General features: G+C 49.7%; 20 protein-coding genes. 6 read left to right on the top strand and 14 right to left on the bottom strand.

Translation table 11 applies throughout. The annotated features are described in order from the left end of the window. Positions 1 to 44: 44 nt before the first annotated feature. Positions 45 to 3,122 carry a type I polyketide synthase gene (locus NAL19_RS02720; RefSeq protein WP_263058692.1) on the bottom strand — a complete coding sequence of 1,026 codons (3,078 nt, stop codon included), beginning with the start codon at positions 3,120 to 3,122 and terminating at the stop codon, positions 45 to 47. A gap of 447 nt (positions 3,123 to 3,569) precedes the next feature. On the opposite strand from NAL19_RS02720, the gene NAL19_RS02715 reads away from it, so the two are divergent. Then, complete coding sequence (locus NAL19_RS02715; RefSeq protein WP_263058691.1) at positions 3,570 to 4,079, top strand: GNAT family N-acetyltransferase; 510 nt, start codon at positions 3,570 to 3,572, stop codon at positions 4,077 to 4,079. 174 nt (positions 4,080 to 4,253) lie between these two features. On the opposite strand, the gene NAL19_RS02710 is transcribed toward NAL19_RS02715, so the two are convergent. Then, positions 4,254 to 5,156: a LysR family transcriptional regulator gene (locus NAL19_RS02710; protein WP_263058690.1), complete on the bottom strand. Its 903-nt coding sequence runs from the start codon at positions 5,154 to 5,156 to the stop codon at positions 4,254 to 4,256. A 128-nt stretch (positions 5,157 to 5,284) separates the two neighbouring features. Between NAL19_RS02710 and NAL19_RS02705 the strand changes: the two genes are divergently transcribed. Further along, complete coding sequence (locus tag NAL19_RS02705) at positions 5,285 to 5,548, top strand: DUF2798 domain-containing protein (protein WP_225086789.1); 264 nt, start codon at positions 5,285 to 5,287, stop codon at positions 5,546 to 5,548. 164 nt (positions 5,549 to 5,712) lie between these two features. Here NAL19_RS02705 and phnP read toward each other — a convergent pair whose 3' ends face one another. The 12 genes from phnP to aepX form a co-directional block, all read right to left on the bottom strand. Then, positions 5,713 to 6,465, bottom strand: coding sequence for a phosphonate metabolism protein PhnP (gene phnP, locus NAL19_RS02700; protein WP_411561424.1), 753 nt, complete (start codon positions 6,463 to 6,465; stop codon positions 5,713 to 5,715). Between the two features lie 71 nt (positions 6,466 to 6,536). Beyond that, positions 6,537 to 7,106 (bottom strand): ribose 1,5-bisphosphokinase, encoded by a 570-nt coding sequence (phnN, locus tag NAL19_RS02695; RefSeq protein ID WP_263058688.1) that lies wholly within the window; start codon positions 7,104 to 7,106, stop codon positions 6,537 to 6,539. A 2-nt stretch (positions 7,107 to 7,108) separates the two neighbouring features. Further along, the gene (gene phnM / locus NAL19_RS02690; protein ID WP_263058687.1) at positions 7,109 to 8,245 is read right to left on the bottom strand and encodes an alpha-D-ribose 1-methylphosphonate 5-triphosphate diphosphatase; all 1,137 of its coding nucleotides are present in this window, start codon (positions 8,243 to 8,245) and stop codon (positions 7,109 to 7,111) included. Continuing rightward, positions 8,235 to 8,981 (bottom strand): phosphonate C-P lyase system protein PhnL, encoded by a 747-nt coding sequence (gene phnL, locus NAL19_RS02685; protein WP_263058686.1) that lies wholly within the window; start codon positions 8,979 to 8,981, stop codon positions 8,235 to 8,237. The genes phnM and phnL overlap by 11 nt, the downstream gene beginning before the upstream one ends. 21 nt (positions 8,982 to 9,002) lie before the next feature. After that, positions 9,003 to 9,791 (bottom strand): phosphonate C-P lyase system protein PhnK, encoded by a 789-nt coding sequence (gene phnK / locus NAL19_RS02680; RefSeq protein ID WP_263058685.1) that lies wholly within the window; start codon positions 9,789 to 9,791, stop codon positions 9,003 to 9,005. Then, positions 9,788 to 10,714, bottom strand: a complete 927-nt coding sequence (locus NAL19_RS02675; protein WP_317630318.1) for an alpha-D-ribose 1-methylphosphonate 5-phosphate C-P-lyase PhnJ — start codon at positions 10,712 to 10,714, stop codon at positions 9,788 to 9,790. The genes phnK and NAL19_RS02675 overlap by 4 nt, the downstream gene beginning before the upstream one ends. Then, positions 10,714 to 11,817, bottom strand: coding sequence for a carbon-phosphorus lyase complex subunit PhnI (locus NAL19_RS02670; protein ID WP_263058684.1), 1,104 nt, complete (start codon positions 11,815 to 11,817; stop codon positions 10,714 to 10,716). The genes NAL19_RS02675 and NAL19_RS02670 overlap by 1 nt, the downstream gene beginning before the upstream one ends. Beyond that, complete coding sequence (gene phnH / locus NAL19_RS02665) at positions 11,817 to 12,398, bottom strand: phosphonate C-P lyase system protein PhnH (protein WP_225086782.1); 582 nt, start codon at positions 12,396 to 12,398, stop codon at positions 11,817 to 11,819. Before phnH ends, NAL19_RS02670 begins: the two co-directional genes overlap by 1 nt. Positions 12,399 to 12,404: 6 nt before the next feature. Next, complete coding sequence (gene phnG / locus NAL19_RS02660; RefSeq protein ID WP_263058683.1) at positions 12,405 to 12,848, bottom strand: phosphonate C-P lyase system protein PhnG; 444 nt, start codon at positions 12,846 to 12,848, stop codon at positions 12,405 to 12,407. Then, positions 12,849 to 13,742: an NAD(P)-dependent oxidoreductase gene (locus NAL19_RS02655; RefSeq protein WP_263058682.1), complete on the bottom strand. Its 894-nt coding sequence runs from the start codon at positions 13,740 to 13,742 to the stop codon at positions 12,849 to 12,851. A gap of 53 nt (positions 13,743 to 13,795) precedes the next feature. Then, positions 13,796 to 14,950 carry a phosphonopyruvate decarboxylase gene (gene aepY / locus NAL19_RS02650; RefSeq protein WP_225086779.1) on the bottom strand — a complete coding sequence of 385 codons (1,155 nt, stop codon included), beginning with the start codon at positions 14,948 to 14,950 and terminating at the stop codon, positions 13,796 to 13,798. A gap of 231 nt (positions 14,951 to 15,181) precedes the next feature. Next, complete coding sequence (gene aepX / locus NAL19_RS02645) at positions 15,182 to 16,114, bottom strand: phosphoenolpyruvate mutase (protein WP_263058681.1); 933 nt, start codon at positions 16,112 to 16,114, stop codon at positions 15,182 to 15,184. Between the two features lie 845 nt (positions 16,115 to 16,959). Here aepX and NAL19_RS02640 point away from each other — a divergent pair. From NAL19_RS02640 to NAL19_RS02625, 4 genes are all read left to right on the top strand, one after another. After that, the gene (locus NAL19_RS02640) at positions 16,960 to 17,223 is read left to right on the top strand and encodes an XRE family transcriptional regulator (protein WP_225086777.1); all 264 of its coding nucleotides are present in this window, start codon (positions 16,960 to 16,962) and stop codon (positions 17,221 to 17,223) included. A gap of 50 nt (positions 17,224 to 17,273) precedes the next feature. Next, entirely contained in the window at positions 17,274 to 18,569 is a 1,296-nt protein-coding gene (locus tag NAL19_RS02635; RefSeq protein WP_225086776.1) for a dTDP-4-dehydrorhamnose 3,5-epimerase family protein, read from the top strand. A gap of 9 nt (positions 18,570 to 18,578) precedes the next feature. After that, positions 18,579 to 19,790, top strand: a complete 1,212-nt coding sequence (locus tag NAL19_RS02630) for an MFS transporter (protein WP_225086775.1) — start codon at positions 18,579 to 18,581, stop codon at positions 19,788 to 19,790. Between the two features lie 510 nt (positions 19,791 to 20,300). Then, entirely contained in the window at positions 20,301 to 20,420 is a 120-nt protein-coding gene (locus NAL19_RS02625) for a DUF4034 domain-containing protein (protein ID WP_225086774.1), read from the top strand. Positions 20,421 to 20,591: the final 171 nt, after the last annotated feature.

The raw sequence follows: 20,591 nt of genomic DNA, 5'->3' as shown, positions 1-20,591 counted from the left end.
TACGTCATGAAATCGTTATTGTTGGCTGCATCCCTGCCACGTGATTACCCGCTCAACTTTGCGTTGAGCTCCTCCAGTGACAACCCCTCTGTCAAGCGTAATAGCTCCGCCATCTCAGGATCTTCTGCTTCGGTGGTAGCCTCAATGGATGGCTGCCCGGCCTGCGCAGTGTCAATTTGTGCAGCAATGCCACGAATCGTGGGATCCTCAAATAACACTTCAATACTGAGCTCGACACCCCACAACTCCCGCACCTGTGAAATCAGCTGAATCGCCACTAACGACGTGCCACCGAGAGCAAAAAAGTCATCGTCATGTTGGATGTTGTCCATACCGAACAATTCCCGCCAGATGGCGGCCACACGTCCCTCAGTCCCTTCAACCTGCACATAGGATTGAACGACGGTTCCCACATTCTCAGTAACGCTAACGGGCGTAGCCTCCATTTCTACCGCAGGGACCGCCGTTGGCGAGTGATGGGGATAAATACGTTCAATCCAGTAATGTTGCCGCTGGAACGGATAACCCGGTAAAGCGATACGTTGCCCGTGCGTTTCCGGCAAGTTAAGCGACACGCCGTGAGACCACAGCAGGCCAATACCTGCCAACCAGGCGTGCATATCACCACTTTTTTCTTTGGGATGACGAGAAAGTGCCACTGCGCGCTGCGGGTTAAGTAGCCGCATTTGAGACTGTGCCAGGCTGGTAAGTACCGTGCCAGGTCCGCACTCCACCAGTACCACATCAGGGCGAGCCAGCAATTGCTGAAGTCCCCGATTAAACTGCACGGTACTACGCAAGTGGTCGCGCCAGTAACGTGGGCTAATCGCCTCATCTGGCGTAATTTCTCGCCCTGTCAGGTTAGAAATCCAATGCCCTACAGGGGAATGACGCTGGCATTTTTCAACCGCGGCTTCAAAGGCGTCCAGTACCGGATCCATCATCGCCGAGTGAAAGGCATGCGAAGTCATCAGCAGTCGGGTGTTCACACCAGAATCGTTTAGTGCCTGCTGAAGGGCAGTAATCTCCTCTTCAGGGCCCGCGACTACCGACAACTCAGGTCCATTAACCGCCGCCAGTGAAAGTGCGGGCCAGTCGCGCAGCAAAGCAGTAAGCGGCGCTTCCGCCAGCGATACGGATAACATTCTCCCCGGCTCTGCCTGTTGCATTAATTGACCACGTGTTGCCACCAGAGTCAGAACCGCGTCAAGAGTGAACACACCACATAGCGTCGCTGGCACCAGCTCGCCTACACTGTGTCCCAGCATATGGCTGACCTTCACCCCTTGCGCCTGTATGGTGCGCGCCATCGCATACTCAATACAGAAGATCGCAGGTTGCGTCACCGCCGTGCTGTTTAACCATGCCAGTTGCACATCATCTGGTGTGCTTTGCGCCATCAGAGGGTGTAGGTCAAGGCCACATTGTTCTCGTAATATGCTGAAACAGTGGCTGATTTCATCACGAAACGTGGGTAACGTCTGACAGAGTTGCTGAGCCATTCCCCAGTACTGCGATCCCTGCCCCGGAAACAGTAACGCCACCTCGGGTGATGCCAACGCCTGCGCGGGTTTATTGAGCCCGCGTTGGAGTTTTTCTCGTGCCTCTTCGATGGTGCTGGCGGTAATGGTTGCTCGCCAGTCGAAGATTTGTCGCCCCTCACGCAGCGTGTGGGCCACATCCTGTAAGTGGGCCGTGGGCTGCTGGTGTAAATGCTCTGCCAGTTCATCAGCCGCTTGCTGTAATGCAGCCTTACTGCGGGCTGATAGCGTCAGCAGGCACACCTCATCGTCAGAGGCTGCCTGTGATGCTTTTTTCGGTGCTTCTTCCAGAATCAGATGCGCATTGGTCCCCCCCATACCGAAACTACTGACCGCGGCACGACGTGGATGTGCGTCCGTTTCCCCCCAAGGCGCGAGGGTGGTATGAGGATAAAACGGCGTCTGTTCGAAAGGGATATTGGGATTAGGACGGGTAAAATTGATGGTCGGCGGAAGTTGCTTATGGTGTAAGGCCAGTGTGGCTTTGATCAGCCCGGCAATACCCGACGCCGCCCCCAAGTGCCCCACATTGCCTTTCACTGATCCGAGTGCGCAATAGCCTTTACGCGATGTTTGCGACTGCCAAACGCGGGTCAGTGCTTCAATTTCAACCGGGTCGCCAAGTGGCGTGCCCGTACCGTGCGCTTCCACCAATTGAATGGTTTCTGCCGATACCTCTGCCATGCTCAGCGCCTCAGCGATGACTTCAGCCTGACCCTGTACGCTGGGAGCGGTAAAGCCAACCTTATTTGCACCATCATTATTAATGGCGCTGCCTTTGATCACCGCATAGACGGTGTCACCATCACGTTCAGCCTCTTCCAGCCGCTTTAACACCACCACACCGAGACCATTACCAAATACCGTACCTGCGGCATCGGCATCAAAGGGGCGGCAATGCCCATCCGGTGACAGCAAGCCTCCCGTCTGCCACGGATAGCCCGTTTCCTGATCTGCCAGCACGGATACACCACCAGAAATCGCCATATCACATTCGCCTGCTAACAGGCTCTGTACCGCAGTATGCACAGCGACTAGCGAGGTTGAGCAAGAGGTCTGAATCGCGAGACTCGGGCCACGCAGATTGAGCTTATAAGAGAGTCGGGTGGTGAGGTAATCCTTCTCATTGCCATGGCGCACCGCCATTTCGCCCAAAGAAGCGATCAAACCGGGCTGACTATAGATATTCAACAAATAGCTGCTGGAAAAGACCCCAGCATAGACACCAATCCGTCCATCATAGCGCTCAGGCACATGCCCAGCGTGTTCCAGCGCATGCCAGCAACATTCCAGAAAGAGCCGCTGTTGTGGATCGAGGATCTGGGCTTCACGCGGAGTGAGCTGAAAAAATTCGGCATCAAATTGCGAAATGCCATCCAAACAAAACCCAGAGCGAACGTAATCTCTATCGGCCAGCTGTTTCTCTGCCACCCCATTTGCACGCAATGTCGCATCATCAAAGTACGTGATGCTCTCCTGTCCATGACAAAGATTTTGCCAAAACGCGGCAAGATCAGGCGCACCGGGGAACCGACCACTCATACCAATAATGGCAACTTCATTACCGTTCAGTTGAGACACAGGATACTTCCTCTGGTAAGTTGTATTATAACCATCCCTTAACTTTAAGTTAAAAAAAACTACAACTAATCAACATAAAAATAAATACTTTTTATATAACATTTATCGTGTTATTTATTAAAATACTCACATAAAAGGGAAAAAATTAAAAAACTAGATAGTTAGGATGCTATTAAATATAAATTAACCTTATGAAATAAAATATAGCGCATCACCCCTACTTAACAATCATTAAAAAAATATTGCGCTGCTTTTGGGTCGAATTTCTGATTCTTTTGCTAACAATCATCGCAACGGTGTTTGTATTCTTCTACCAAATCCTGCCTGAGGCCGAAGGTACGGTTAGGTGACAAACATTGAACAGCCAGATAGCGCTGGCACGTGACATAGACAAGACGTTGTTATTTAGCACCTTGGTAATTATTCAATGAAAGCCGTGAGGACATAATGAAACTTGAGCAATTGAGTACGCTATCGGAAAGCCGTGAAGAATTAGTGACCTTATTGAATGATTGTGTGGAAAGTGGTGCGTCCATCGGCTTCCTTGCACCACTGGAAGCCGGTGAAGCAGAGCGTTACTGGCAGGGGGTTGCCGCCGATCTGGCAGAGGGCGGTCGTACGTTATTGATTGCACGTGAAGCAGGACGCATCGCAGGCGCAGTGCAGATTAGCTATTGTCCAAAGAAAAACGGCATCCACCGTGCTGAAGTGGAAAAACTGATGGTGCATACGGCATTTCGCCAGCGCGGCATTGCGCAGCAATTAATGGCTGAAGTGGAGCGTCAGGCACAGGCTCATCAGCGCACCTTATTGGTTCTGGATACTCGCACCAATGACACCGCTTCCATTTTGTATCGTAAATTAGGCTATCAGGAAGCGGGCCAAATCCCGCAGTTTGCCCGCAGCTCCGCAGGCACACTGGATGGCACAACCTTTTTCTATAAATTACTCGAATAAAGGCGACGTAAAGCCAGTGGGTAGAGCATTGGCGAATGGTTTCAACAATCAGGGCCAGCGCGACAAACGCGGTTCAACGCCTCCAGCGTTTGTCCGAGTCTGGCACCACTAATTTAAAAAAACTATCCTACATTAACTGTATTTATCCAGAAAATCGCTGCGTCCTCGTTCGTCTTAAATCTCAGCTTCTAAAAACGCAATAAATGCCCTTACCTTTGAATTCAGTGCCGAACGTTCATTAACACAGGCATAAATATTCATCGGTAAAGACTCTACGTGGTTACCGTTATTGTGGTCTGAGCAGAACAAAGGCGTGAGTTTGCCACTGTCTATCAACGGCTGGGCAACAAAGCTTGCCAGACGGGTAACGCCGCCTCCGTTTGCGGCTATTTTTGCAATGATATCAATATCATCACTGATGAATTTAGGGTTGAGCTTCACGTTAACAGGTTGCCCGTTGACCATAAACGTCCAGGGAAGAAAACGTCCATCGGTGGGATAGCGGAAAACCAGACAGGCGTGGTGGCTGAGTTCTTCGGGAGTCTGAGGGGTGCCAGCGCGATCCAGATAAGCCTGAGCCGCGCAGAATACAAAGGGCAGCGATGCGATTTTTTTGGCAATCAGTTGATCGTTCAGCTGTGCCTCGATGCGGATACTGACATCAACGCCTTCCAACCGATGGTTGACGTTGCGATCGGTACTAATCAGTTCGATATCAATATCGGGGAAAGACGCTTTGAAAGCAGGCATCAGTGGAGCGATAACGTACCGACCAAACGCGGCAGTCGTCGCGATGCAAAGCGGACCTTGCAGTTTGGTGTCACTCGCAGCAGCCTGCGAGGCGAGTTCGATATCATGTGGAATGTGGCGTACTTTCTCGAAATAACGTTTACCGTTTTCGGTTAATGTCATGCTACGGGTGGTACGCGATATCAGACGCACGCCCAAATGTGTTTCAAGCCGGGAAAGGCTCTGGCTTACCGCCGCCGGACTCATACCTTTAGCACGTGCCGCCGCGGCGATACTGCCGTTCTCCACCACGCGGATAAAATTGCTAATCAGCCCTAACACATCCATATTACCCTCAATGCCTGATTCGTTACTTTTATTTAATAATGATTAAAGCATAGCTGCTCTACTACCGTCTTGGTTAGCTTGATAGGTTAGCAACCGTTTCACTCACCGTTGTTAACCAGGATAACTTGATGACTAATGCTGTTGCTAAAAATACCCCGCGATTCCGCTTCCCTAAGCGCGCTTTACCTTACGTATTTGCTCTTTATATGGCGACCATCATGGCATTTCTGATGTGTCTGGTCATCATTCTGGCCGAATTTGGCATGGGGCCACATTACATGGAAAATGTGATGAATGCCTATCAGGTTGCCATGCCCGCCGCTTTTGTTTGCATACTGATTGTCCGCCCTATTGTGACCCGGTTGGTAGGATTGACGGTTCACGGTCACTGAGTCATTCAAGACGCCATTTCGTTCTCTCACATTAAGGCTGACAAGTCCGCCTTTCGCTCCTCACCGGCTATCAGGCTGAGTCATGCTATAACACAGAACACTGCCATCATGATTGATGGCACCTCTATGTTATCTGTTCGCCTAAAACCGCTCGCCGACGATCCCTACAACCCCAACACCAGCTCGTCATACGCCGCATGAACGTTCTCAGGCAGCCGCGTTTGCGTTTGGAGCCAGCGATCCAGTTCGTGGCCGATGTGGGTCAGGTATAGCTGTTTGGGGTTTAGCTGAGTGAAGATCGCCAGCGCGCGGGTGATGTCATTGTGGTTGCGCGGTGGCGTCGTCTGGGGAGGATGGCTGCAATCGACAATCGCATAGTCCAGCGTGTGGGATGCAAGAAATTCGGCGGTATCGGGCGGCAGCCCGATGGTGTCGGTCAGGTAAGCCAGCGTATGCGTCGGTGTTTGGATGAGGTAACCGTAGGTGAGTTTGGAATGGATTAGGGGAACTGGCGTGAGCCTGATGCCATCCAGTTCGAAAGGCTGGAAAGGTACCAGCGGTTTTTGAAAATGCAGTATTCCTGGGTGCTTAAAGAGATCGTCGCAGCCCGCTTCATCCGGGGGGCCAAAAACCGGAATGGGATCGCCATAGCCCCAGCGCAGGGGAAATAATCCCTGAACGTGGTCCATGTGATAGTGGGTCAGCAGAATATGCCGAGTCGGATAGGGAAGCAGATAAGGCGCGAGTTCGGGCAATCCGGCATCAATCAGGATGATCCGGTCTTGTGTCGTGATGGCCGCGCAACAGGCACGGCGCCGTTTTTTTTCATCGTGCAGCGCCTGTTGGCAAACCATACATGTACAGCCAAAGGCGGGAACCTGCTGCGCACCGCCAGTTCCCAGAAAGTGGAAAACGATCCCATCACTATTTGCTGCCATATTTGCTGCCATCGGTTTTCCTCTGCTCTCCAGTGCGCTTGCCACTCGGCCTATTGTTCGCTGTGCATCGCACAGCCGCTGTCGAACGACAGCATCGACTGAAAGACAGATAACGTGCGTTGCAGATCGCCGTCGTTATTCAATAACACACAGTCGCTTTGTAAGCGGCTCTGTTCTTCTTCCGCCCGCTGCAATCGCGTGGCGATTTGCTGTTCGCTTTCCCGTCCTCTGGCGCATAACCGCTCTCGCAATGTCGATGTAGAAACGGTCAGGCATATCGGAAACAGCGTGTTGCCGTAGCGCTCACGCGCCTGACTCAGGTAAGCCCGTGAGCCATTCACGATGACGTCATTCCCTCGCTGTAGCCAGTCATCAATCTCGATCCCGATGCCATAGTGGCACTGGTGCGCCTGCCAATTGAGGGCAAACAGTCCAAGCCTCAGACGGTTCTCAAACTCCTCCTGGGTCAGCGCAATGTGGTTCTCGCCTTGTATCTCAGCGGGACGGGTAATGTACCGGTGCGCCACCAGCAGGTGTGGCAACGCCAACTGACGAATCGCCCGCAGCAGGCTGTCTTTGCCTGATCCTGAAGGGCCAATGAGGTAGATGAGTTTCGTCATGATCAGAATACCCGGACGCCCTGACGCCACACGTGCATCAGCTTCATTTGCGGCGCGTGCCGTTTGACGAGCAGCAGGTCGGCTCGCCGCCCTTCTTCAATGCAGCCGCGATCGTCAAAGTTCAGCGCCTGAGCGGGGTTGCTGCTGACCAGCGCGATAGCACGTGGCAGGTCATAATCATTGCGTTCATCCTCTGCGATCATGAACGCTGCCTCCAGCAGGCTGGCCGGATAATAGTCCGAAGACAAGATGTGAAGCACGCCAAGCGTCGCCAGATGATGTGCCGATACATTGCCGGAGTGCGAGCCGCCGCAAATGACATTCGGCGCGCCCATCAGTACGTTCATGCCAGCGCCATCGGCCTGCCGTGCCGCAATCTCGGTGGTAGGGAATTCGGCAATCGTGACCCGGTGCTGGTGGGCTTCGCTGATATGTTCCGGCGTCGCATCGTCATGGCTGGCCAGCGTGATGCCTTTGTCGTGACAAAGCCGGACGATGGCCTCGCGGTTAGGCTGCGACCAGCGGCGTGAACCCGCCAGTTGCTCCTCCTCAAACGCGGCCATCTGTTCGTCATTCAGGTGATATTTGCCTTTGTAATACTGATGGTATTTTTCCTGGGAAGAAAACTGCCGCTGCCCCGGCGAGTGATCCATTAATGACGCGAGCGCGACCAGAGGGATATCCACCAGTTGTTCAAACAGAGGGAACGTATCCTGGTGCGGCAGTTCGCAGCGCAGATGCAAATGGTGATCCGCCCGGTTGGTGCCATGCTGCTGGCTGTGCAATACCGCATCCGTCATACGCCGCAGGTTCTCAAGCCGATGCCCGCCATCACGCACGTCTCCTACCGCAACGGCATCCAAAACGGTGGTGATGCCACTGGAGATAATCCACGCATCGTGATTGCGCATCGCCGCTTCAGAAGGCCAGTTAACGCCGGGGCGCGGCGTGAAACACTTATCAAGATTATCCGTGTGTAGCTCGACAAGCCCCGGCAGGAGCCAGGCCTGTTCGCCATCCAACGCACCGGGATGACGGCTGGGCCTGTCGCTGATGTGGTGAATCACGCCGTTGCGCACTTCCAGTGAGCCATGAATAATTTCTCGTGAGAGCACCATGTTGACGTTATTAATGATCATTTGCGGTCTCCTGAGCGTTGGAAGCTATCGGCTGCGTGTTCACGGACATGGCGTTTACTGACATCGTGTAAAGGCTATCGGCGACCTCCTGTCGCACTTCGTCATCGTGAAAGATGCCGACGATGGCACACCCTTTGTCTTTCGCATTGTTGATGAGTTGTGTGACAGCCAGTCGGTTTTTGGCATCCAGCGACGCTGTCGGTTCGTCTAACAACAGAATCGGGTAGTCGCCAATAAACCCACGGGCAATATTGATGCGCTGCTGTTCACCGCCGGAAAAGGTAGCGGGCGCGAGCGACCAGAGCCGCTCAGGGACGTTCAGATGCGTCAGCAGTTCACCGGCGCGAATCTCGCTTTCCTGACGAGACATACCGCGTTCCAGCAACGGCTGGATGACCACATTCAGTGTGCTAATACGCGGGATGACGCGCAGAAACTGGCTTACCCAGCCCACGGTTTCACGGCGGATTTCCAATACATGGCGTGCGTCCGCGTTGACGATATCAACCCAACGTTCGCGATGGCGTACCCAGATGTGGCCGCCGTCAGGCTGATAGTTGCCGTACAAAGAACGCAGCAGCGTGGATTTTCCACTGCCTGAATGCCCGTGCAACGCCACGCACTCACCGCTTTTCACGGACAGACTGACATCGTGGAAAACCGGCAACCGTGTACCCTGCTGGTTATATAACACGAACGTTTTATCAACGTTCTCGATGCGTAATTGCGTATCCATCAAGCGTCCTTTTGTCTGGATTTACAGAATGGAAGAAACAAGCAATTGGGTGTAGGGATGGCTTGGATCGTCAAGCACCCTGTCCGTCAGTCCCTGCTCGACGACTCGCCCACGCTGCATCACCAGCAAACGGTGTGACAGCAGACGGGCAACCCCGAGATCGTGGGTCACGATGACGACGGAAAGCTGCATCTCCACAACCAGCGTCCTGAGCAGATCGAGCAGGCGTGCCTGTACCGATACATCTAACCCGCCGGTAGGTTCATCCATAAAGATCAGCCGCGGTGCCGTGACCAGATTGCGGGCGATCTGAAGGCGTTGCTGCATCCCACCGGAAAACGTGGTCGGTAGATCGTCAAGACGGTTTTCGGGTAGCTCAACGTTTTCCATCCACTGCGCCGCTTTATTGCGGATATCGCCGTAGTGCCGATGACCAATCGCCATAAGCCGTTCGCCAATATTGCCGCCCGCAGACACGGTGGGGCGCAGCCCTGCCAGTGGATGCTGCCAGACGATCCCCCACTCGGTGCGAACCAGCGCGCGCCGCTGCCGTTCGCTGATGTCATAGATCGAGAGCGTCTGCTGCTCGGCGTTACGGTAGATCACCTCACCGTCCTGCGGAGCCAGCCGTGCGGAGATCGCATTTAGCAGCGTCGTCTTCCCGGACCCCGACTCGCCGACAATCCCGAGAACCTCTCCCGGCCACAGCTGAAATGACACGTCGCGGAAGCCTTTCTCCGGCGCATACAGGTGCGTGAGGTGCCGTACATCCAGCAAAGGGGTATCGGATGCATGATGTTCTGTCGTCATGACGTTTCTCCTCTCTGGTCCTGGCGCTGCTGGCAATAGTCGGTGTCGGAGCAGACGAACATGCGGGTGCCGTCATCATCCATCACCACTTCATCAAGGAAGCTGTCGCGTGCGCCACACAGTTCACACGGCTTGTCCCACTGTTGGATTGTGAAGGGGTGATCGTCGAAATCGAGGCTTTCCACCACGGTATAGGGCGGAACGGCATAGACCCGCTTCTCGCGTCCCGCGCCAAACAGTTGCAGGGCGGGCATCCTATCCATCTTCGGGTTGTCGAATTTCGGGATGGGCGATGGATCCATGACATAACGGTGGTTGACCTTCACCGGATAAGCGTAGGTCGTGGCGATGTGTCCAAAGCGTGCAATGTCTTCATAGAGCTTCACCTGCATCACGCCGTATTCTTCCAACGCATGCATCTTGCACGTCTCGGTTTCGCGCGGTTCAATAAAGCGTAGCGGTTCAGGGATCGGCACCTGAAACACCAGGATCTGATCTTCCTTAAGCGGCGTTTCAGGAATGCGGTGTCGTGTTTGAATCAGCGTCGCTTCGCTGGTTTTCTCCGTGGTTGGTACATTGGCCACTTTGCGGAAAAAACGACGAATCGACACCGCATTGGTGGTGTCATCCGAGCCCTGATCGATCACCTTGAGCGTATCGTCCGGCCCGATGATACTGGCGGTGATTTGAATACCGCCAGTGCCCCAGCCGTAGGGCATGGGCATTTCCCGGCTGCCGAACGGCACCTGATGCCCAGGAATGGCGATCGCTTTCAGGATCGCGCGTCGTATCATTCCCTTCGTGCTTTCATCCAGATAGGCATAGTTGTATTCCGTTTCCGAACCGTTGTATTCCGTGTCTGAATCGTTGTATGCCGTTTCCGGCTTGCTGCCTTTCTGGCGGGAGATCGTTGTCTGACCCATCACGCGTTACTCCTTGGCACAGAAGCGAGGTATTCCTCACGTAGTCGTTTTAATAGCTCCAGCTCTGACTGAAAATCGACGTAATGCGGCAGCTTCAGATGCGAGACAAACCCCGCCGCCTCCACATTGTCGGCATGAGAAAGGACAAATTCCTCATCCTGAGCCGGACCGCGAATTTCCTCTTGATAATCGTCGGACTGAAGCGCGCGATCGGCTAATGCCACGGTGATGGCCTTACGTTCCGCACGACCGAATGCCAGTCCGTAGCCACGGGTAAAATGCGGCGCGTCGTTGGCAGGTTTCACAAAACCATTCACGGTTTCGCACTCAGTCAACAAGATCTCACCGATATCGATGGCAAAACCCACCTCTTCGGCGACGATGCTGACGGTGATGTATCCCGTGCGGATCTCGCCGACAAACGGGTGGTTGCGGCCATAACCGCGCTGGGTGGAATACCCGAGCGAGAGAAGAAACCCCTCGTCGCCGCGAAACAGCTGCTGAAGACGCGCCGCACGCGTGCCGGGGTAACTCGGCGGCTCCATCGTAATGTCCGGCGGATCGCTGTCGTCGCCGATATGCCGCTCAGGGACAAAGTGTTGTTGAGAAAGGAACTGAAACGCATGAGCGATGTGGTCAGGAATCGCTTCATGCTCATCAACGGCGTCAGACCGTGGCGCGACAGGATCCTCACCATCGGCCAGCAGCGAGAAATCCAACAAGCGGTGGGTATAGTCATAGGTCGGTCCCAGCAGTTGCCCACCCGGCAAATCTTTGAAAATGGCCGAAACACGGCGTTCAAGACGCATATCCGCGGTATTAAGCGGCTGACTGATTCCCCAGCGTGGCAGCGTGGAACGGTAGGCCCGTAAGAGAAAGATACTTTCCACTAGATCGCCACTGGCCTGTTTGATGGCCAGCGCGGCGAGCTGACGGTCGTAAATATTGCCTTCGGTCATAACGCGATCGACGGCCAAATTAAGCTGCTGTTCTATTTGGGAACAGTCTAATTCTGGAATATCCGTGCACCCGCGGCGGCGGCAGGCTTGTAGCTGGTGAGCGGCCTCAATGGCCTTTTCCCCACCTTTAACGGCAACGTACATTAGCATTCCTCCACGTGGGTACTTCTGGGGATGGCAAAGAGCTTTTTCCCAGAGGTAAAAAGAAAATCCAATCCTGTAGGGAAGGCATGGGGGCGATTGCACAGGTAATTCCTGACACTCGCGGGCAGACGGGGAGAAATAATGCGATGTGTCTTGATGCCCGGCCCTGTCAGTTTTAAACAAGGCCCATCATGCATGCCTTCCACTTCTAAAATAACGGTGGTGGATTTTTCGGGTTCGACTTCACTGCCGCAAGAGAGCGCCATCAGGTCATAAGAAAAAGCGTTTCCGCTCAGCAACACAAAGTAGGCATCTTCAAACGTCGTGGCGATCGGCACGTTCGTATGCAGGCAAAGCGTGCGCAGCAACAGTGGGTTACCAATCCGGGGATCGATAAACAGTGGCGTCGTGTGGCTGGTCAGCGTAAGCAGCGTGGCTGCCGTGGCAGACGATATCGATTCCAGACCGGAGACATTCGGAACCGTGACCAGAGAACCCGGCTCGCTCATGGCCTTCACGATTTTGCGAAAGCAGAGCTGTGTGCCAAATACGGGGTGGGCGAAGCCCGTCATCGTTGTCATGACAAATCATTCCCCCCTGACCAAAGTAAAGAAATTTACCCGGCTGGCAGCCACTTCATGCTGCTGCTGTTCCCGATGCGCACGCTGCTGGTCGGCTAACGGTGTGATGATGCGCTCCCATATTTCATGGAAATAGGGTCGAGTTTGCAGGAGCGCATCGATCCAGGCACAAAGCTCGGCATGCGGTTTGTTTCTGCCCGCGATATAGCTGTAACCGCACGTTCCGTCCTCCAGTTGTATCGCCGCGCGAGTCACCGTCATATCCCCCACAATAAAACGTGGGCCATCGACCTCCATTCTTCCCTGTAGCTGGATCAAACCAATCTGCGTCGGGCGTAATAGCTGGTAATCCGTTGGGTAATTCAATGCGCCCCAGTGTTTTTCCAGAGCGCTCGGATCGCTGTGAGCAAGAATGGACATCCAACGTTGTCGCTGTGTTAGCTCTGACATCTACTCCCTCCCCACTGGCAAAGTACGTGAGAGATAAGAAAAACAGGCGGTTTGATCCTGAGGTTCGGCCGAGAGATCCGCCGTGTTTTGATAGAGCTTGCGCGCCGTATCAAAGAATTCGCTTTGGATCGGAGAACGCCGGAAAAGCATTTGTGCCAGATCGAGATCTTTCAGGCGGATAGATAACGGTACTGACACGGTTTCACGCGGGTTCAAATAGCGATCCAGCATGACTTCCATATAGGTCGAACGACCGCGCCCCAACGTCAGCGCATTTGCCAACACATCAGGGGCGATGTCGTGCGCTTCCGCCAGCAATAGCGCTTCCGCCGCGACCAGTAGATGCACCGCCTCACAATAGTTATTAATCACCTTCATGGTCTGTGCGCTGTGGTTGCTCTCCATCAGCACATAGTGGTCCGACAGACTGGAGATGACGTCGTTAACCGCGTTGGCGAAATCATCCACACAAGGCCCGACCCAGGCGGCCAATTTACCCTGCCGCGCCCCCTCCGGTCCGCCCGATACCGGACATTCCACATAATGCGCGCCATGCTGGTGAAAAAAAGTTTCCATCCAGCGGCTCTCTTCCGGCCCTATCGTGCTGATATTGAGTAACAAAGGACGATAGCGAGTCAGCTTCTGTATAACCGCCTCAGACTGAAAAACATCACGTATCGCCTCTGCATCTTTCAGGCAGATGAGCACAATTTGTTTTTCCTGCGTGAATAACTGGTGCAGTTCAGGGACGGCTTGAGCGCCTTCGGCGGCGATATCGTTCACTTTCCGGTTAGTCCGGTTAAACACGCTGAGTGGGAAATGACGCTGTAATAGTCTGAGCGAGATAGCTTTTCCTAATACACCAACGCCAACTAAAGAAACAGAATGAGTCATATCGGCAATCCTTGTCGCTAAGGGGTGGGCAATACTCCGGGTATTGCCGTCCATCAAGAGGCCTGAGGCGGTGCAGTAAGAAACTGCATAAATGCATCGCGATTTTGAGCGGGCGATGTTGCTGGCCGCCCCAGATCGCTGCGATGGCCAACACCGCATCGCACCTCAATGAATTGGCTACGTTGCGCCACGAGCGCCTGTTGCAAGGCAGCCTGCAAAGCTTCTTCTGTCTCAACGTAATAGGTTTCCCCATAACCGCTGGCAGCAGCGATAGGTGCCAGCGGTAAGCGGGACGCCGCCGTGGGCTGCCCGCCCACCGAGTCATGAGCGCCGTTATTGATGACGATGTGTATCAGGTTGCTGGCCTGAGCGGTATTCGTCAGCCCCCCCATGTGCATCAGCAGCGCCCCATCCCCATCCAGACAAACGACTTTCCGCTGCGGCTGCGCATCACACAGACCCAAAGCGATCTGGCTGGCCAGCCCCATTCCGCCGACGGTCAGAAAATCTTGCTGATGCCCTTCTCCCCGCTGCTCACGCAATTCATAGAGCTCGCGGGACAACATGCCCGTCGTGCTGACGATAGGAAGATGAGAGGGCAGCACGTTCAGGCATGCGGCAACGATAGCTTCCCGCCGCATCAGCGTCGGTTCAGCAGCGGCCTTGGCGGATGCCGCTAGCGAAGAGAAAGTATTTTTTCTCACCACCAGCGCCACTGGACGATGTTCGTCATGCGCACGCTGGAGCAAAGCCTGAATATCATCCCACCGAGGCGGGTTATGGCTATCCAGAACGAGATGCGGAATATCAAGCACATTGAGCTGAGCCAACGTGACTCGCCCCTGCATGACATGCTGCGGTTCATCGTGCTGCTGCTTACCACTCTCATCGACTTCACCACGCCAGCCAATAATGAGTAACAGCGGAATACCATAAACATCCGGCGTAGCCAGAGAACAGAGGGGGTTGATCGCATTGCCCAACCCTGAATTTTGCATATAGACCACGGGCAACGTTCGCGTCGACAGATAATGGCCTATCGCCATCCCTACCGCGCAACCTTCATTACTCGCGATACGGTGTGCAAGCCCGCTATGATTACTTTCAATCGCCAGACAAAATGCCTTTAATAATGAATCAGGGACGCCACTGAAAAAATGCACGCCACGTTGAGCAAGAAACTCGATGAGCTTATTAGGGTCAATCATAATAAACCTTCCCTTAGCACCACACTGTATTTAACAGCGATAATGATGCGTTTATTCTTCATTATGTGATTACAGTAATCAGGGGCAATATAATTATTTATTTAAAAACAGCCATTTACTTCAAAGAATAACCCACTTTACCAACAGTGATTATTATAGAAAAAACGACAAACCCATAGCACCCAATAATCGCGTTATAAAATAATTATACTGACACCCTAATCTATTTCGTTATCGCGTGCCGGGAATAAGATCCAAGATATCTTTTATCGACATGCATTTATCCTCAACTTCCAGCGTTCGGCCATGCTTGAGGATTTCTGGCAAAATTGACTTCATTGCCGGATAAGCCGCACGCAACATATGGTTTGCATAAATCACGATATTAAACCCACCATCAATCAGCTGATCGAAAGTAATATCGTTAAAACTGGTAGGAACGCAAACCAGGGGGAGATGTGGATAATGATCGCGGAATTGTTTGGCAAAAGCTAAAATTTCGGCAGGGTTCTTATGTCGACTGTGGATCATAATCCCATCGGCACCGGCGTCCGCATAATGCAGGGCGCGGTTGATCGCATCTTCCATACCGACATCCAGAATCAGGCTTTCAATACGGGCGATCAGCATAAACTCTGGTGTCAGCTGTGCTTTTTTGGCCGTGGTAATTTTTTCGCAAAAATCCTCTACGGAAGCTTGCGTTTGCTTTACCTCATTACCAAATAAGGAGTTCTTCTTCAGGCCGGTTTTATCTTCGATAATCATGGCAGAAATACCCAGATTTTCGGCAGCCCGAATACGGTGAGCTAAATGCTCCGTTTGCCCACCAGTATCGCCGTCAAAAATTAATGGACGAGTGGTAACATCGAATATTTCCGTAATCGCATGAAAACGATGACTGATATCCACCAATTCCGTATCGGGTTTTCCCCGCAGAGTCGAATCGGTGAGTGAACTAGACCAAAACGCATCAAATTGATAATGAGTATCGCCATCTTCATAAGCGGCTTGTTCGATTAATAAAGCAGAAAGCGGGCTATGAGCCTCCATCACCCGAATACCTTTTTGCTGCTGTAATAATTCACGAAGAGCACTGCGACGTGAACCCGGCGTGCATCCTTTATAGGAATCTGTTGGGGTGTCATTGGATAAAATGATAGACATGGTTATCTCCTATGTACCATAGAGTTGGGGGGTATACTTTCCCTAGTAAACCAAGCGCAAAAATCACAAGACCACGCAACGTTATATTTATTTAAATTAAATATACCAACAGGGTGATTCTATTCATTGAAAACAACTCTTCAATAGAGAGAAAAAATTTTCGTTTATTTTTTAATTTCACCTACCTTATTGAAATAGCATCGATTTAAACGATAAGAAAACAATGAAAAAAGAATATTGATTACAATTCACATCTTTTTTCATGTTAAAAAGCTAAAAAAGTTGCTGTTTTTAGTTTTTTAATTCAGTAACCATTTTCGACAGAATGGGTGAGAGAAGAAAATCTTATTGATATGAATATTCATTGTTAATCATATGATTTTTAATAAAATAATTAGCAAGGAAAGATGAGGGGAGAAGTGCAGAATACAAGCTAAAACTACAGCGATAATAGCAACAGCACCGTATGTAACCACATCATCCTATGATGAAAAAGGATATAGGACACACAAAGAAAATCCAAGAAACACTGAAGTACCATAAGAATTTAATATAAAATTAAATCATAAATTTATGAAGAAAGTATATTCTGATAGTTGTGCACCTCGAATTGCTTGCATTGAAAAAAACCAAAAAAATCATTTAGTTGCAGATAAATTCAGCAAATTAAACATTGCTATATTTTTAGTAAAGTAATTATAACGCTTAATTTTATGCTCATTTTTTATATTGACAGTAAAAAATTACTAATGTATCAGTGTTAATGAGGTGTTTTTAATTAAACATTTCGATAACAAACCAATCCTGATTTGTCTAAATGCCTTCAACTGGTAAGAGGTTTTCTTATGAGCAAAGCTAATGAAATTGCGAATCTGTACAAAACGCCAAAAACAGTTAGTGAAAAAAATGTAGAAGGTAACAGTTTCACTGATATGCTGCTGCAAACCCAAACGGCTGCGACAGCGGCTTTTGATAAACTCGCTTATTTAGCGGGCATCAAAAATGCTCCCGCAGACGATAAATATGCACAGTTGAATACCAGCAACCTTAGCGAGCTAATTAAAAGCGCCAAAAGTGCTGGCTATGATATCGAAGTAGTTAACATCTGATAATTAGGGGCTGTCTTCACGACAGCCCTGTTTTATTGAAGAGGCTGCAAATGAGCTATGACATTGAAGAACTTAATCGAAAAATAGATATCGATGGATTACATTGGGTTCCCCGCTGGAGAGTAAATAATGGGAAATCAGACTCTTTTGTTGTTCCTTTTGTCACAACTTACCCTGTCAATATTGTTTTTCATGGAGAGAATGAATTCAAATATGGTCAATATGGTATTCATCTAGGGCAACAAGATACGCTTACATTTTTAGGTAATGAAAACCAGGTGATAAGAGCAAAGTTTATTGATTGTCGTATAAACTCACCAACATTTAAGCAAGCCATTGAATTTGATATAAATCCGTCATCGGCAAAAACGCTCATTATACCACCTGGAGTGGCTCATACATTTCACAATCTTGAAAACGTTTTTACTTTAAATTCATATACTCTTTTCCTTCCTGACTTTGATGAACTTTCTAGCGCCAATTTAAATTGGTCGCCGGGTAATGATGTTATTAATATCCCAGAAGATATATCGCCTCAAGATGTGCCTGGATATGTTCCAATGACTGAAGAGGCCGCCAGTATTGTTTATCATCGGATTGGTGAATTCCAACAAGAGAATCTTAAAAAGCATAAGTTTCAACATTCTGAAACCAGAGAGTTCATATTGGATGATGGAAGTAAAATTAACCTAAGAATCCGAGAAGAGATCAAAGATGAAGAGAAAGTAAATTTACCCCATTCTAATATCGTTGGTGTTGAATTTAGAGAAATCCCATCAGTGAAGACTGGGAGAGAGAGTTGCATCGTTCCGTTAACAAGAAAGTCACCGATGTATATCGTCGAGCATGGGAATGACCATTATGATTTTGATTCCTATGGGTTACATTTAGGCCAGGAAGATCACCTCACCTTTTTAGGTAAAATGAAACATGAAATCACCCTTAAACTCGTAGATATGAGAGAGGGGTCTGAAACACTTTTCATGGAGGATGAGATAACGTTCACGCCTTATCCTAACGTAGAATTGGTCATTCCTTGCGGTGTAGCCCATGCTCTTATAAATATGGCGGGAGTAATTACCGTTAATCGGCCTGTGATATTCTTAAATCAGGAAAAAGAATATATCCCTGGTCATGATGTTATAGATTGGCCGATAAGTAATAAAAGTTACATGAGTTATAAAGCAAACAATATAGAAGCAAGTACCGATTACTATGAGTTTTTAGTTTCCCAACAAAAGGATTTAGTTCGTGAGGCACCAACACATAACACGCCAAAATCAGTGATAGTTTTTGATGAGAAATCGGGTAAACATGTCAAAGTTCTTTTAAAGGAAAAGGTATAAATACTCATTATGGGCATCCTGTTCTTCTTTATGCTTTTTTTAGTACTAACCGCGGATGGGTTAATGGTTTTTCTAACCCCGGTAATCGTTTATCAGCTTACCGGTAGTATTGAATACTCGGGGCTATCATATGCTCTATGGTGGCTACCCAGAATTTTAATTATACCGCTAATAGGTAAATATATTGATCAACTGGGTGTTCGTCCGCTTTCCATTTCCTCTGATTTAATAAAATCCACAGGATGCTTATTTTTAGCGATAACTGATTTCTCATCTGATTTATCGATTGCCATCGCTTTTGGTATCGTAGGTAGTTTGATCTCCATAGGTAACTCTCAGACAATTATTTCATATGAAAAATTAGTGTCATTGTTAAGCAAGAGAAAAGAGCATCATGCTAATTTAATTTCCAGAATGGACTTCATGGGCATGATAATTGGGCCATTAATGGGAATACTCCTGATCGATCATGGCTTTCGAATGCTGTTAATTATCCCATGCATCCTTTATATAACAAATGCCGCTTTCTTTTTCCTTGAGAAGGGAAAGTTAAATGAAACGAAAATTAGCGCTTTAAGTGAAAACGTTACCCCATACGAGGAAAGTGGATTTAAAAAGAGTATAATATATCTATTTTCAATCCCGGCATTATTATTTTCCATTTTTCTTGCCATAGGTAACAACATGTTTGATGGCCTTGTTGAGTCGAGTGGCGCAGCATTAATTGAAAGAAGCATGGATCTTCCTGTTAAATACTTCGGCCTGATTGATGTCGCAGCAGGAATATGTGGGGTTTTGGGTACTTATTTCTATAGTCATTTTAAGCGTGTTGTCAGCAGAAAAAACCTGCTACTTTTATCCGTTATCTTCATCACTATAAACTCAATATTACTAATAATCTTTAAATCATCATTTACTGCATTCATTTTTTGCTATGCCTTATCTATTATGGGGAAGGTTTTCACTGGAAATATTTGCAGAATGATACGAATTGAGCTAATTGAACCCACGATATTTGCCAGCACCTCATCATTAATAGTTCTATTCAACCAATCTATTCTCCCGCTTGTTGGCATGCTGCTGTACATTTCTGGTGATTCAGTTCGTGCAGTTTATTTTCTCATGGCGACAGCCATTACTATTACATTTTTGGCAGGGGTATTTTTGTATCGAAAAATAACATCAGCAGTAGTCACTCCCGATATCCCACGAGCTATCTGACGTCTGAAATCCAGAAGTTAAAAGCTGCTTCTCGACGAGGTGGCTTTTATAATTATCCTGTCCCCTCAAGCTATGCTCTTTTTAGAGATCTCCTCAGATGGGCATATGAAAGACCTCCTCTAAAGGGAACGTCATGCATAAAGCCCCACTCACATACCTTTAAATGCTTGTTTACATTTATGTAAATATCGATGTCTACGCACTAATTTGTTGGTATAACGGTAACCATTATCAGTTAGATGCCACCGATCGCAGTACAAGGAAGCCACATCAGTACACTCGTAGCGTACATACTCAGGGATGACACATCTTGCGATAGCCTACCCGTACTCTGTGTGCAGCAGTCCTCTGGTTTTCCTGTGTTTATCTGAACGTCTTGCTCGTGCAATGGTGTAACACTGCCATTGCAATATTGAGCTGATAACAACCCGAAACCCTGCCAATACATGCTGCTGATAAAGCACGATGTTGTCGGCGTTATAACTCAACAACAGCGTAAGAACTCACTCTATGACATCAATCTCTGAATCACTCACCGCATTGGTGCAGCGCCGCGCGCAGTTGCGCGAGATGCTCAAAACGCATCAATTCGATGCACTTGATCCCCTGCTGGAACAAGAACACCAGTAATCCACAACCGCACGCCTATCTCCTTCTCTCCGCGAGGTGGGCAATCACAGCATCGTATGATAGGGGCAGCAGCGCTGCCCCTGTTATTTTCAGGCGTTAATATCCATCGGGTCTCAAATCGTACAAGTCAGGGTTAAAACGACAAACTAAGACCAGAATGGCTCTCTATTG

Source organism: Pectobacterium sp. F1-1, assembly GCF_025643735.1.
GTDB lineage: Bacteria > Pseudomonadota > Gammaproteobacteria > Enterobacterales > Enterobacteriaceae > Pectobacterium > Pectobacterium colocasium.
This window is presented reverse-complemented; position numbering and strand designations above follow the sequence as displayed.

Bases quoted from the DNA above. Each gene is read 5' to 3' on its own strand.
- phnM (WP_263058687.1), bottom strand. From the start codon at position 8,245: ATGATCATTAATAACGTCAACATGGTGCTCTCACGAGAAATTATTCAT.
- NAL19_RS02630 (WP_225086775.1), top strand. From the start codon at position 18,579: ATGGGCATCCTGTTCTTCTTTATGCTTTTTTTAGTACTAACCGCGGAT.
- NAL19_RS02715 (WP_263058691.1), top strand. From the start codon at position 3,570: ATGAAACTTGAGCAATTGAGTACGCTATCGGAAAGCCGTGAAGAATTA.
- phnK (WP_263058685.1), bottom strand. From the start codon at position 9,791: ATGACGACAGAACATCATGCATCCGATACCCCTTTGCTGGATGTACGG.
- phnH (WP_225086782.1), bottom strand. From the start codon at position 12,398: ATGACAACGATGACGGGCTTCGCCCACCCCGTATTTGGCACACAGCTC.
- phnG (WP_263058683.1), bottom strand. From the start codon at position 12,848: ATGTCAGAGCTAACACAGCGACAACGTTGGATGTCCATTCTTGCTCAC.
- aepY (WP_225086779.1), bottom strand. From the start codon at position 14,950: ATGATTGACCCTAATAAGCTCATCGAGTTTCTTGCTCAACGTGGCGTG.
- phnL (WP_263058686.1), bottom strand. From the start codon at position 8,981: ATGGATACGCAATTACGCATCGAGAACGTTGATAAAACGTTCGTGTTA.
- NAL19_RS02710 (WP_263058690.1), bottom strand. From the start codon at position 5,156: ATGGATGTGTTAGGGCTGATTAGCAATTTTATCCGCGTGGTGGAGAAC.
- NAL19_RS02705 (WP_225086789.1), top strand. From the start codon at position 5,285: ATGACTAATGCTGTTGCTAAAAATACCCCGCGATTCCGCTTCCCTAAG.
- phnN (WP_263058688.1), bottom strand. From the start codon at position 7,106: ATGACGAAACTCATCTACCTCATTGGCCCTTCAGGATCAGGCAAAGAC.
- NAL19_RS02640 (WP_225086777.1), top strand. From the start codon at position 16,960: ATGAGCAAAGCTAATGAAATTGCGAATCTGTACAAAACGCCAAAAACA.
- NAL19_RS02655 (WP_263058682.1), bottom strand. From the start codon at position 13,742: ATGACTCATTCTGTTTCTTTAGTTGGCGTTGGTGTATTAGGAAAAGCT.
- NAL19_RS02675 (WP_317630318.1), bottom strand. From the start codon at position 10,714: ATGGGTCAGACAACGATCTCCCGCCAGAAAGGCAGCAAGCCGGAAACG.
- NAL19_RS02635 (WP_225086776.1), top strand. From the start codon at position 17,274: ATGAGCTATGACATTGAAGAACTTAATCGAAAAATAGATATCGATGGA.
- aepX (WP_263058681.1), bottom strand. From the start codon at position 16,114: ATGTCTATCATTTTATCCAATGACACCCCAACAGATTCCTATAAAGGA.
- NAL19_RS02670 (WP_263058684.1), bottom strand. From the start codon at position 11,817: ATGTACGTTGCCGTTAAAGGTGGGGAAAAGGCCATTGAGGCCGCTCAC.
- NAL19_RS02625 (WP_225086774.1), top strand. From the start codon at position 20,301: ATGACATCAATCTCTGAATCACTCACCGCATTGGTGCAGCGCCGCGCG.